This is a genomic window from Euzebyales bacterium (genome assembly GCA_035461305.1).
Classification (GTDB): Bacteria; Actinomycetota; Nitriliruptoria; order Euzebyales; family JAHELV01; genus JAHELV01.
This window is the reverse complement of the sequence record DATHVN010000009.1, coordinates 1-11,133: the sequence shown is the minus strand read 5'-3', so window position 1 is coordinate 11,133 and position 11,133 is coordinate 1. Positions and strand designations below refer to the sequence as shown.

General features: G+C 71.0%; 14 protein-coding genes, 2 tRNA genes and 1 riboswitch. Of the genes, 11 read left to right on the top strand and 5 right to left on the bottom strand.

The window, feature by feature from the left end:
• Nucleotides 1-129 precede the first annotated feature (129 nt).
• Nucleotides 130-429: a hypothetical protein gene (locus VK923_00930; GenBank protein ID HSJ43230.1), complete on the bottom strand. Its 300-nt coding sequence runs from the start codon at nt 427-429 to the stop codon at nt 130-132.
• 62 nt (nt 430-491) lie between these two features.
• Here VK923_00930 and dnaG point away from each other — a divergent pair, with 62 nt between their 5' ends.
• Both dnaG and VK923_00920 read left to right on the top strand, forming a co-directional pair.
• Nucleotides 492-2,324 (top strand): DNA primase, encoded by a 1,833-nt coding sequence (gene dnaG / locus VK923_00925; protein ID HSJ43229.1) that lies wholly within the window; start codon nt 492-494, stop codon nt 2,322-2,324.
• 87 nt (nt 2,325-2,411) lie between these two features.
• The gene (locus VK923_00920; protein HSJ43228.1) at nt 2,412-3,344 is read left to right on the top strand and encodes an RNA polymerase sigma factor; all 933 of its coding nucleotides are present in this window, start codon (nt 2,412-2,414) and stop codon (nt 3,342-3,344) included.
• Nucleotides 3,345-3,350: 6 nt separating this feature from the next.
• Here the strand turns inward: VK923_00920 and VK923_00915 are convergent, their stop codons facing one another.
• Together VK923_00915 and VK923_00910 are read right to left on the bottom strand one after the other, a co-directional pair.
• Nucleotides 3,351-3,623: a hypothetical protein gene (locus tag VK923_00915; protein ID HSJ43227.1), complete on the bottom strand. Its 273-nt coding sequence runs from the start codon at nt 3,621-3,623 to the stop codon at nt 3,351-3,353.
• Nucleotides 3,624-3,971: 348 nt separating this feature from the next.
• Nucleotides 3,972-4,112: a hypothetical protein gene (locus VK923_00910; protein HSJ43226.1), complete on the bottom strand. Its 141-nt coding sequence runs from the start codon at nt 4,110-4,112 to the stop codon at nt 3,972-3,974.
• 534 nt (nt 4,113-4,646) lie between these two features.
• On the opposite strand from VK923_00910, the gene VK923_00905 reads away from it, so the two are divergent.
• On the top strand, nt 4,647-5,549 hold the full coding sequence (locus tag VK923_00905; protein HSJ43225.1) for an LLM class flavin-dependent oxidoreductase: 903 nt from the start codon (nt 4,647-4,649) through the stop codon (nt 5,547-5,549).
• A 14-nt stretch (nt 5,550-5,563) separates the two neighbouring features.
• Here VK923_00905 and VK923_00900 read toward each other — a convergent pair.
• Nucleotides 5,564-5,636 (bottom strand) — tRNA-Ile (locus tag VK923_00900).
• 99 nt (nt 5,637-5,735) lie between these two features.
• Between VK923_00900 and VK923_00895 the strand changes: the two genes are divergently transcribed.
• The 7 genes from VK923_00895 (at nt 5,736) to VK923_00865 (ending at nt 10,020) form a co-directional block, all read left to right on the top strand.
• The gene (locus VK923_00895; protein HSJ43224.1) at nt 5,736-5,900 is read left to right on the top strand and encodes a hypothetical protein; all 165 of its coding nucleotides are present in this window, start codon (nt 5,736-5,738) and stop codon (nt 5,898-5,900) included.
• Between the two features lie 144 nt (nt 5,901-6,044).
• A tRNA-Asn gene (locus VK923_00890) sits at nt 6,045-6,117 on the top strand.
• A gap of 114 nt (nt 6,118-6,231) precedes the next feature.
• Nucleotides 6,232-6,347: riboswitch (TPP riboswitch) on the top strand.
• The gene (locus VK923_00885) at nt 6,337-7,020 is read left to right on the top strand and encodes a thiamine diphosphokinase (GenBank protein ID HSJ43223.1); all 684 of its coding nucleotides are present in this window, start codon (nt 6,337-6,339) and stop codon (nt 7,018-7,020) included. Its footprint overlaps the riboswitch before it by 11 nt.
• Before the next feature lie 51 nt (nt 7,021-7,071).
• Nucleotides 7,072-7,425 carry a thiamine-binding protein gene (locus VK923_00880; protein HSJ43222.1) on the top strand — a complete coding sequence of 118 codons (354 nt, stop codon included), beginning with the start codon at nt 7,072-7,074 and terminating at the stop codon, nt 7,423-7,425.
• Complete coding sequence (locus VK923_00875) at nt 7,422-8,213, top strand: ABC transporter permease (protein HSJ43221.1); 792 nt, start codon at nt 7,422-7,424, stop codon at nt 8,211-8,213. Before VK923_00880 ends, VK923_00875 begins: the two co-directional genes overlap by 4 nt.
• On the top strand, nt 8,210-9,280 hold the full coding sequence (locus VK923_00870) for an ABC transporter substrate-binding protein (protein ID HSJ43220.1): 1,071 nt from the start codon (nt 8,210-8,212) through the stop codon (nt 9,278-9,280). The genes VK923_00875 and VK923_00870 overlap by 4 nt, the downstream gene beginning before the upstream one ends.
• Nucleotides 9,277-10,020 (top strand): ABC transporter ATP-binding protein, encoded by a 744-nt coding sequence (locus VK923_00865; protein ID HSJ43219.1) that lies wholly within the window; start codon nt 9,277-9,279, stop codon nt 10,018-10,020. The genes VK923_00870 and VK923_00865 overlap by 4 nt, the downstream gene beginning before the upstream one ends.
• An 11-nt stretch (nt 10,021-10,031) precedes the next feature.
• Here VK923_00865 and VK923_00860 read toward each other — a convergent pair whose 3' ends face one another.
• Nucleotides 10,032-10,637: a TetR/AcrR family transcriptional regulator gene (locus VK923_00860; GenBank protein HSJ43218.1), complete on the bottom strand. Its 606-nt coding sequence runs from the start codon at nt 10,635-10,637 to the stop codon at nt 10,032-10,034.
• Between the two features lie 109 nt (nt 10,638-10,746).
• Between VK923_00860 and VK923_00855 the strand changes: the two genes are divergently transcribed.
• The coding region (locus VK923_00855; GenBank protein ID HSJ43217.1) for a hypothetical protein at nt 10,747-11,133 on the top strand (387 nt) is incomplete at its 3' end.

Genomic DNA, 11,133 nt, shown 5'->3' with positions numbered 1-11,133 from the left:
GCCAACTCGCCGACCTCGGCTACCAGGTCACACTCGCCAAGGCCGCCTGACCCCAGCCGCTCCACCGTCACCCGGCGTCACCCGCCGGGCAACCCCGCCACGCCCACATCCAAGACCACTTACGGTCATTCACGGATCAGCCAGCATCCTGGGGTCGGCGACCAGTTGCTGGGACAGGTCGTCTACGTCGTGCGGTTCGCCGTCAGACAGAGCCTGCAGCAGTCCCATGCGATGCGCGCTCAGCAGCAGCCCGGCGAGGCGGTAGCCGCGGGCGAGCTGGTGCCAGCCATCCTCGTCACCCGACTCGAACGCCAGGGTCTGCTGCCGCTCGTCGGTCGCCGACCGGCCATCGTGGGAGCTATCGACGCCTGCTGTCACCCGCCGGCCGTCGGGGGCGTCATCGTGCCCCTGACGCGGAGTCCCGATCATGGGGAGATCATCCCACCCCACAGCTGGCATAGTCCTGTTCCAGCAGGTACCGAGGAGCGTCAGTGGCCGGCAGGATCAACGAGGAGGACGTTAAGGCGCTGCGTGAGCGCGCGAACCTGGCCACCGTCGTCAGCGACTACACGGCGCTGAAACGCAGTGGCAGCCGACTTCGCGGCCTGTGCCCGTTCCACGACGAGCGCACCCCCTCGTTCTTCGTCGACCCCGCCCGGGGGTTCTTCCACTGCTTCGGCTGCGAGGCGGGCGGTGACGTCTACGATTTCCTCCAGCGCATCGAAGCACTGACGTTCCCCGAGGCGGTGGAGCGCCTCGCGCGACTCGAGGGCGTGACGCTGCGCTACGAGGAGCTGTCGCCGGGTCAGCGGCGTGCGCTCGGACGCCGCACCCGGCTGGTCGAGTGCCTCGGCGAGGCCAAGGCGTTCTTCCGGGAGGAGTTCGCCGGATCAGCGGGCGACGCCGCGCGCACCTACCTCGCGGGCCGTGGCCTCACCGAGCAGATTGCCGAGCACTTCGAGCTCGGCTGGGCGCCCGATGTCTGGGACGACACGGTGCGCCACCTGTCCGCCAGGGGCTTCGGCCAGCAGGAGATCGCCGACGCTGGCCTGGCCACACGCGGCCGGCGCGGCCTGGTCGACCGCTTCCGTGGACGGGTAGTCTTCCCGATCTACGACGCCAGCGGGCGCGACGTCGTCGCGTTCGGAGGGCGGATCGTGCCCGGCGTCGAGCTGCGCACCCAGGGTCGCGACCAGCAGGCGCCCAAGTACATCAACTCGCCCGAGACGGAGGTCTACCGCAAGTCGCGGGTACTGTACGGGCTCAACTGGGCGCGTGCGGACATTCAGCGGCGCGACACGGCGGTGGTCGTCGAGGGCTACCTCGACGTCATCGCGATGCACCAGGCGGGCGCCACGCACACCGTAGCCACGTGTGGGACCGCGTTGACAGCGGAGCACTTCGGGCAGCTGGAGAAGTTCGCACGACGGGTGATCCTGGCGCTCGACGCCGACGACGCCGGGTTCCAGGCGGCGGACCGCGCACGCGCCCTGGCGGTCGAGCAGGGCGTGCGCGAGGTCGGCGTGCTGTCGCTTCCGGCCGGCGAGGACCCAGCCGAGCTGGCCGCCCGCGGTCCCGACCGGGTCGACGACGCCCTCGCCGGCACGGCGACCGCTGTGGAGTTTCAGATCGCCTACCTGCTGACCGAGGCCGACACCGACACGCCTGAGGGCCAGGTCGCCGCCTACCGACGGACGTTCCCACTGCTGACCCAGCTCGACGACCGCTTCCTGCGCTACAGCTACATACGCGACATCGTCGCCCCCGCGGTCCGGCTGTCGGCCGACATGATCGAGAAGGAGCTCGACGCGCACATCGCGGCTGGCGCCGGGGCCGGCGAACGGCGTGGGTTCGACCCACCCGTCGACGTCGCCCGGGCACCGGGGCACCGGACGCGCGACCCGCAGCTGCAGCTCGAGCGCCTCGTCCTGCAGGCCGCGGTCCAGAACCCGGAGATCGAGGTCGCCGGCTGGGGCCAGTTGTCGGCGGACGACTTCACCGCGGAGGCGTCGCGCACGCTGTTCACGGCGCTGACAGAGGGGTCGTGGCGCACGCTCGGCGAGCTGCTGGAGCGGCTCCCCGACGACGGTCTGCGCGCGCGGATCCGTGCGCTCGCGATTGCCCCTCCCACGACACCGCCCGACCCGCATAAGCTGGCAATGCAGGTGAGGAACCTGCGAGCGAAGACCCTCGACCGGAAGATCGCGGCAGTCCGCGCACAGCTTGCTCGGCTGAATGCCAAGGTCGACGGCGATCTGGCTGGGGAGCTGAATGCCGAGAATCTCCGACTCGTACGTCAACGCCAGACGTTGTTGGAGGAATGATGGGACGACGACGCGCATCGGTGGCGTAGTGGTCGCGGTACGACCCGTTGCGTGCACGTTGCATCCTCGACGGATGCGGGTCCTGCGATGAGCTCTGCGCGTTCCTTCGAAGGGCGGACCGCCAACGACGCAACGCGCTCGTATCTGAACATGATCGGCCAGGTTCGGCTGCTGCGCGCCGACGAGGAGGTCGATCTCTCCAAGCGCGTCGAGGCGGGCCTGGAGGCCGCCTCGATGCTGGCCAACGGCGAGCACTCGCCGGAGCGGACGGTCGTGCTGCGGTCGATCGCGCGGCAAGGCCAGGCCGCGAAGCTGCGCCTCGTCGAGTCGAACCTCCGGCTGGTCGTGTCGATCGCCAAGCGCTACCAGCACCGCGGGATGCACCTGCTGGATCTGGTGCAGGAGGGGAACCTGGGCCTCATCCGTGCCGTGGAGAAGTTCGACCACCGCCGCGGCTACCGTTTCTCGACGTACGCGATGTGGTGGATCCGTCAGGCGATCAGTCGGGCGCTCGCGGACCAGGCGCGGACGATCCGCGTTCCAGCCCACGTGCGGGACGCCATGAACCGGCTGTTCAGTGTGCAGCGTGCCATGGTGCAGGACCTCGGCAGGGAACCGACCGATGCCGAGCTCGCGGAGGAGCTCGGCATCGAGGTCGAGCGTGTCCGCGAGATCCAGGCGTTGAGCCAGGAGCCGGTCAGCCTCGAGGCACCGCTGCGTCAGGAGGAGGACGCAAGCCTAGGCGACTTCATCCCGGACGACGACGCGGTCATGCCGGTCGACGCCGTGAGCGGCACGATGCTGCGGGAGCAGCTCGAGACGGTCCTCCACGAGCTCACCGACCGAGAGCAGGAGGTCATCCGGCTGCGCTTCGGCATGGACGGTGAACGTCCCAGCACGCTCGAGGAGGTGGGCCAGGCGTTCGGCGTCACGCGTGAGCGGGTGCGCCAGATCGAGCTCAAGACCCTGGCCAAGCTCCGGCACCCGTCGCGCAGCGACGTGCTGCGCGACTACCTGTGACGGCGGTCAGCGCATCGGGTCCATCTCGCTCGTGGACCCGCCGCCGTCGGAGCGCAGCTGCTCGCTGAGCTGGTCGACGTCGCGGGACGCCTTCTTCTCGGTGCGCGAGCCGGCGCGATCGGCAAGGTCGCGAAACCCGCTGCCCAGGCGCTGAGCGGAGTCGGAACGGCGCACGGAGCGCCAGGTCGACTGGATCTGCTGGTAGCGCTCGTAGCCCGCCCGCGCGCCGAGCACGTAGCCGATGGCGAGCCCGATGATCAGGCCGAAGCGAAACTTCATGGGGTCTGGCTCCCTTGTGGTGATGTGGAGTGGGTGTGGCCGGCGCAGCCGGCACGGACCACGCTCCACGACTGTTTCCGCATCACTGACGCTACAACCCACCGGCGTCAGATCGCTGGTGGCCGACCCGGCCGGCGGGTCGCCGTCGACGGTGGGATCGTGCAGCAGGCAGGCCGCGGCGTGGCCACCACCGAGTGGTAGCAAGGTCGGGATCACGCGGTCGCAGGGCGCGAAGCGGTCCGGGCAGCGGGGGTGGAACCGGCAGCGGGTGGCCGGCGGCAGGCGTCCGGCGTGTCACCGGCAGGCCGATCGCGTGGTGCGTCGCGTTGGGTCGGGTACGGGGACGACCTACAGTGGCGCACGGGTGTTGGGGTACGCCGGTGACCGCAGGACCACGTCCGTCGGACCGGTCTCGACGCTGCGGCCCATGTACGTGGCCGCGAGGCGCGAGCTGTATGCGGCGACGGTCGACAGGTCGTGGGTGATCATGAGGACCGCGGCGTCAGGACCGCGACGTCCCGCGCACGCGCGAGGTCGGCGATGAGGTTGCCGATCTCGGCCCGGTCGAAACGTCGAGCATCGACACGGGCTCGCCGCGATCAGCACGTCGGGCTTGGGGACCAGTGCCAGGCGATGCACCGGCGCTGGCTGAGCTGGTGCGGTGCGACTGGGGACGCGAGCGCCCTGGGATGCCACAGACGCTGTCGATCGAGGACTTCTCGAGCAGTACCTGACACCCCTGGTCGTCCCTGTGCTCTGGGGGCTGTCGATGGGCCACGGCGAGCACCTGACGACCACGCCGCTCGGCGTGCGCCACCCTGGACGCCGACGCCCGCAACCTGACGATCGACGGACCGGCGCTATGCCACCCTGACCCGCCATTGCATCGGCGTCCTGGCTGGACGGTGACGGCCGCGACGTTCGCTGCGCCGGTGGACCGTGGTGGCGGCCCTTCCCTACGATCCCCAGGGTGGCAGGGCGATCGGGGCGCACGTGGATGACCTGAGGATCGGATGGCACACGGTGCCGTTCCCCACGGACGGCGCCGACGCCGAGACACACGTGGCGCAGCTGGAGCATATGCTCGCGACGATCGCCGACAGCTACGACTCGGTCTGGTTCGATGACCACCTTTTGCCGTGGGCCGACTTCGTCCCCACCGACGCTCCAGCGCTCGAATGCCTCACGTCGATCGCGTACCTCGCCGGACGCCACACCGAGACAGCGTTCGGGTCACTCGTGCTCTGCCAGTCGTTCCGCAACCCCGCACTCGTCGCCAAGATGGCGGCGACACTCCACGCGTTGACCGGTGGCAGGTTCATCCTGGGCATGGGCGCCGGCTGGATGGAGTCGGAGTACCGCGCGTACGGCTACGACTTCCCTCGGGCGGCCGTGCGGATCGCACAGCTCGCCGAGGCGGTGCTGGTGATCCGGGCGGCGTGGTCCGACGGTCCGGTGTCGTTCGCCGGTGAGCACAATGCCGTGGACGGCGTCGTGTGTCGACCGCTGCCTGTCCCGCACCCGCCGATCATGCTCGGTGGGGGTGGGGAGCGGCTGACGCTGCGGGTCGTGGCAGAGCACGCCGACTGGTGGAACATCACTGGGACCCCCGAGACCTACCGCCACAAGCTCGACGTCCTCCGCGGGCACTGCGCGGACGTCGGCCGCGACATCGACGAGATCACACTGACCTACACCGCGGAGGTGGTGGCGGTCGCGCGGACGGAGGCGGCCGCCCATGAGATCGCCGCGGCGTCCCCGTTCACCGACGTCCACCCGTGCGTCGGCACGCCCGAGCAGGTGGCCGAGGCGCTCCGGCCGTTCGTCGACCTCGGTGTGGAGCATCTCATGCTGCGGTTTGTCGACTTCCCGTCGACGGGGGGCGCGGAGCTGTTCGCGTCGGAGGTCGTCCCCCTGCTGCGCTGACAAGGCCGTCCGGGTGGGCCCGGCAGGTATCGAACCTGCGACCAAAGGATTATGAGTCCCCTGCTCTGACCACTGAGCTACGGGCCCGACGGCGCGATGGTACAGCGTAGTGGCCTGTGGATGAACGTCGCCGTCGTGCGTGCGATCTGCGCTGATCGAACAGGCATTCGATCAGGGTGGGACCGCATGGGATACCGGGGAAAGGTCGCGGCGCAGGCGCGAGCGCGGGAGCTCCGTGCGCAGGCGTGGAGTCTGCGGCAGATCGCGGACGAGCTCGGCGTGGCGAAGAGCGTGCCACGCGAGCAGTTCGGCAAGCCGTACCGGGCGGTGGCCGACCCGTCGCTGAGGTGAGCGAAGCATATCCCCCGGGTGTGCGACGGTCGCGTACTGCTGCAGTCGAACGCACCGTGCGATCATGGGACTCATCGCGGCGACCATCGACGCACGTGCGTGGAGTCACCGCGTGACGCCGACTGCTAAGGTTGCCTCTGTCGATCCGGGGTAGCTCAACTGGCAGAGCGCTCGGCTGTTAACCGATAGGTTGCGGGTTCGAGTCCCGCCCCCGGAGCAGATCGATCAGATGGCGCGGCTTTCAGGGCCGCGCCGTCTCGTGATCGCGGATCCGTCTCTGGTCGCCGTCGTCGTCGGCACCGCCCGCCGACTGCGGCACTGCTATGGTGGGCGCACACCACCGGGGAGCTCGGGGCAACCGGGCTGAGAGGGCGGATGGACGCGCCGCCGACCCGTACAAACCTGATCTGGGTAATGCCAGCGAAGGGAGGCGGACGTGCGCCCCGACGGGGTCCGGACCGTGGCGGTCATCGCCGGCGGCCAGGCGGTCAGTCCGGCCATCGCCGGACGGATCGGTGAGGTCGACTACGTGATCGCCGCCGACTCGGGGCTCCACGCCGCCGAGCGCCTGGGCCTCACCGCGGACCTCGTCGTCGGAGACCTCGACAGCGTCGATCCGGCGCTGCTCGAGCGGCCCGGCCTGGAGGTCGATCGGCACCCGTCCGCGAAGGACGCGACCGACATCGTGCTGGCGCTCGACCGCGCCAGCGATCTCGGCGCACATGACGCGATCGTCGTTTCGGGCGGCGGCGGCCGGCTCGACCACGCGTTCGCCAACCTGCTCGTGCTCGCGTCGCCGCGGTACGCACAGGTGCGGGTCCGCGCCCTGATCGGCGATGCCGAGGTCGCGGTCGTCCGCGACCACCACGCCATGACAGCGCCGGCCGGCACGGTCGTGTCGCTGTTCGCCGTCGACGGTCCGGCGCGCGGCGTCACCACGGAGGGTCTGCGCTACCCACTGCGTGACGAGGTGCTGGACCCGCTGTCCAGTCGTGGCGTCAGCAACGAGTTCGCCGGCGGTCCGGCGGCCGTGCGGCTCTGCCACGGCGTGCTGCTGATCATCCGTCCCGGCGGCGAACGGCGCGACAGCCGCCGCGACGACGGTCACCGGGCGCCATGAGCACGACCGACCAGCGAAGCCCGACGATGCGATGTCGCGGAGACACCAGTCATGATCCTCGCCGAGATCCAGTGCCTGCCCACCCCGGCCGGCACCCCTGACGACCGCCACGCCCACGTCGAGGCGGCGATCGCCGAGATCCAGCGCGCGGGCGTGCACCACGAGGTCGGCGCGCTCGGCACGACCCTGGAGGGTGAGCCGGACGTCGTGTGGCCTCTGCTGCGACGCGTCCACGAGGCCTGCCTGACGGCCGGCGCGACGTCGGCGATCACCGTGATCAAGGTGTACGGGACCGCCGACGAGGCTCGGACGCCGGGCATCGACGACCTCACCGCAACGTTCCGCGAGCCCCCCGGCCGGTCGGACGCGCGTCCATTGGAGGCCCGTCCGGAGGAGCCTCGATGAGCGCGCTGCCGCGCCCCGTACGGGTGGGACGCCTGCTCCCGCACGCGATCCTGATCGCCGCGCTGCTCCTGGCATGGGAGCTGGGTGTTCGGGTCTTCGAGACGCCCGCCTACATCCTGCCGCCGCCGTCGCAGATCCTGGCGGCGTTCGGCGAGGTCCGCGGCCTGCTCGGCGGACACGTCGCCACGACGCTGACCGAGGCACTCGTCGGCATCGTCGCCGGCGCGGTCGCTGGCGTCGCGTTGGCGGTCGCGGTGTGGGCGGTGCCGCTGTTCCGGCGCCTGGCGTACCCGCTGCTGGTCGCGAGCCAGACGATCCCGATGATCGTGCTGGCGCCGTTGCTGGTGCTGTGGTTCGGCTTCGGGCTGACTCCCAAGGTGGTCGTGGTGGCGCTGATCGCGGTGTTCCCGGTCGCGATCTCGACCGTCCACGGCCTCTCGTCGGCGGACGCCGAGCAGATCGACCTGCTGCGCAGCATGGGCGCGGACCGACGCGACATCCTTCGCCTGGTCCTCGTGCCTGGCGCAACGCCCGCGTTCTTCGCCGGTCTCCGGATCGCGTCGGCCTACGCCGTCGCCGGTGCGGTGATCGCGGAGTGGGTCGGCGCCAGCAGCGGCCTGGGCCTGTTCCTCACCAGATCGCAGACGTCGTTCCGCGTGGACCGCGTGTTCGTCGGCGTCGCGGTCATCGCGGTCCTGAGCATCGCGCTGTTCGGGCTCGTCGATCTGCTGTCGCGGGTCGCAGCGCCATGGCAACGCGTCGAACGGGAACAGAGGGGACGCCGATGAACCGGAGAGCCATCGTGGTGGCCGTGCTGGCCGTCCTGCTGGCAGCCTGTGGCGGCCGGTCGGCGGCACCCGGCCCGTCGTCGAGCGATCGGGGGAGCGCGGCGCCCTCCGGGGGCGACCGTGACGTACGCGAGGTCACCGTCATGCTCGACTGGACACCCAACACCAACCACTCGGGCCTGTACGTCGCGCTCGCCAACGGCTGGTACGCCGACGCCGGCCTGGACGTGCGCATCATCCAGCCGGGGGAGCAGGGTGGTCTGCCGGCACTGGCGTCCGGCGACGCCGACTTCGCCGTGTCGGTGCAGGAGGCGGTGACGCCGGCGCGTGCGCAGGGTGCGCCGGTGGTGTCGGTCGCGGCGATCATCTCGTCGAACACGTCGAGCCTGATCGCCCTGGCGGACGAGGGCATCGACCGTCCGGCGGACCTCGCGGGCCACCGCTACGGCGGCTTCGGGGGCGAGCTCGAGACCGAGCTCGTGCGCTCGCTCGTGGCGTGCGACGGCGGCGATCCCGACGAGGTGGAGTTCGTCGAGGTCGGCAACGTCGACTACCGCGCCGGACTGGAGCGCGACTTCTACGACTTCGTGTGGATCTTCGACGGGTGGGACGGCATCCGGCTGGAGCAGGCCGGCCTGGACACGACGTCGATCCGCTTCGCAGACCACTTCGACTGCATCCCGAACTGGTACACGCCGCTGCTGGCGACCTCGGAGCGGCTGATCGCGGACGACCCGGACCTGGTCGCCGACTTCATGGCCGCCACCGCCCGAGGCTACGAGCGCGCGATCGAGGCTCCCGACGAGGCAGCCGACGCACTGCTGGCGGCGGCACCCGAGCTCGACGAGGCGCTGGTGCGCGAGAGCGCCAGGTACCTGGCCGACCGGTACGCACCGGATGGGCCATGGGGCCGGCAGGACGCGGCCGTCTGGGAGGAGTTCACCGCCTTCCTCCAGGAGGCCGGCATCGCGGCGGACGACATCGACGTCGACGCGGCGTGGACGAACGAGTTCCTGCCGACCGGCGACGGCGCTGCGGGCTCCGGGCAACCCACGGACGACGGATGATCAGCGTCGACGGCGTCACGCAGGCGTTCGGTGACGTCGACGTGCTCGACCGCATCTCGCTGGAGATCCCGCCAGGGTGCTTCGCCGGCCTGGTGGGGCCGAGCGGGTGCGGCAAGAGCACGCTGCTGAAGGTCCTCGCCGGCCTGGTCGTCCCCGACGAGGGTGACGCCAGGATCGACGGCCGCTCGGTCGTCGGACGGCCCGGCCGGGCCGCCTACATGGCGCAGCGCGACCTGCTGCTGCCGTGGCGGCGGACGCTCGGCAACGCCACGGTCGGTGCCGAGGTGGCGGGCGTGCCGCGCGCCGAGGCGCAGGACCGGGCGCGTGGGCTGCTGGAACGCTTCGGCCTCGCAGGGTTCGAGGATGCGTGGCCGGCCGAGCTGTCGGGTGGGATGCGCCAGCGGCTTGCGGTGCTGCGGACGTTCCTGTGCGGCCGCGACGTGCTGCTGCTCGACGAACCGTTCGGGGCGTTGGACGCGATCACCCGGCGCGACATGCACGACTGGCTGCAACGGGTGCTCGCCGACGACCCGCACACCGTGCTGCTCGTGACCCATGACGTCGAGGAGGCCCTGGTGCTGTCCGACGTCGTCTTCGTGCTGTCCGCACGGCCCGCCCGCGTCGTGGAGCGGCTGGACGTCGACCTCCCGCGCCCGCGCACGTCGGAGTCGCTGGTCGACACCGCGTTCGTGGGCGCCAAGGCGACGCTGCTCGAGGCGCTGGAGAAGGGGCGCGCCTGAGCTCGGCGGCGTCAGGCCGCGGCGTGGGCGCCGAGGACGACGTCGACGATCTGTGTGCCGGTCTGCCGGTCGACGGGCTCGGCCGAGACGAACCGGCGGTACACGAGCGCACCGACGATGGCATCCGCGACGAGCCCGGGGTGGACCGCGGCCGGGAACTGCTGCCGGCGCTGGCCCCGCTCGACGATCCGGCGCACGACCGCACGGCGCTCACCGAGCAGCCCGATCCGCAGAGCGATGCCCGCCGCCGGGTCGTCGCCGGCGGTCACGAGCATCGTCCGGAGGACCTCGGCGGTGCCCGGATGCGACAGCAGCTCGCCGAGTGCCTCGACGACGTGGAGGAGATCGGTGCGCACGTCGCCGGTCTCGGGCGTCGGCTGGTCGCCGGCGAGCAGCGTGATCGCGTCGTGCACGAGGTGCTGCTTGGACCGCCAGCGCGTGAACATCGTCTCGAGTGGGATGTCGGCGCGGTCCGCGATGGTCCGCAGCGACGCGGCGGCGTACCCTCGGTCGTCGAGCTCGGCCAGGGTCGCCCGCAGGACAGCCGGCCAGCACCGGTCGTCATCGGACGAGCGGTAGCGGGCGGTCGGCAGGTGGTCGATCGAGGATGTGGTCATGACCTCAAGCAGCGCAGCGATGGGTCGCGGACTGTCCCGTCGTGCGCAGCGTAACGCGTCGGCGCGGTGGACGCGGTCCTCGTACGCCGTGGGACGGGAGGGGTAGGCCATGGGATCCGCAGGCGACGACGCCCAGCCGTCGCGCTGGGCCGCGCTGCCGACGGGCATCCTCGCCGCTGTCGTGCTCACGCTCGTCGCGGGGTGGCTGTTCAAGGCGCACTGCTACCTGGACGGGAGCTGGGACGGTGGGGAGCAGTACACGACCGGGTGCTACACCGACGTCGTGCCCTTCTGGACCGAGCGCCAGGTCGCCGGCGGTGCGGTGCCCTACCTCGACGCCGCGCTGGAGTACCCGGTGCTGACGGGTGCGCAGATCTGGTTCGAGGGCGCCGTCAGCCGTGCCCTCGCGGGCACGGTCGACGGTGCGCTGCTGTTCCTCGTGATGGTGACGTTGGTCAACGGCGTCCTGGCCGTCGGGATCCTCATGCTCCTGCAC

Excerpts from the sequence above, each read along its gene's own strand:
- VK923_00930 (HSJ43230.1), bottom strand. The coding sequence starts at position 429 with ATGATCGGGACTCCGCGTCAGGGGCACGATGACGCCCCCGACGGCCGG.
- VK923_00920 (HSJ43228.1), top strand. The coding sequence starts at position 2,412 with ATGAGCTCTGCGCGTTCCTTCGAAGGGCGGACCGCCAACGACGCAACG.
- VK923_00915 (HSJ43227.1), bottom strand. The coding sequence starts at position 3,623 with ATGAAGTTTCGCTTCGGCCTGATCATCGGGCTCGCCATCGGCTACGTG.
- VK923_00910 (HSJ43226.1), bottom strand. The coding sequence starts at position 4,112 with ATGATCACCCACGACCTGTCGACCGTCGCCGCATACAGCTCGCGCCTC.
- VK923_00895 (HSJ43224.1), top strand. The coding sequence starts at position 5,736 with ATGGGATACCGGGGAAAGGTCGCGGCGCAGGCGCGAGCGCGGGAGCTC.
- VK923_00880 (HSJ43222.1), top strand. The coding sequence starts at position 7,072 with ATGATCCTCGCCGAGATCCAGTGCCTGCCCACCCCGGCCGGCACCCCT.
- VK923_00875 (HSJ43221.1), top strand. The coding sequence starts at position 7,422 with ATGAGCGCGCTGCCGCGCCCCGTACGGGTGGGACGCCTGCTCCCGCAC.
- VK923_00870 (HSJ43220.1), top strand. The coding sequence starts at position 8,210 with ATGAACCGGAGAGCCATCGTGGTGGCCGTGCTGGCCGTCCTGCTGGCA.
- VK923_00865 (HSJ43219.1), top strand. The coding sequence starts at position 9,277 with ATGATCAGCGTCGACGGCGTCACGCAGGCGTTCGGTGACGTCGACGTG.
- VK923_00860 (HSJ43218.1), bottom strand. The coding sequence starts at position 10,637 with ATGACCACATCCTCGATCGACCACCTGCCGACCGCCCGCTACCGCTCG.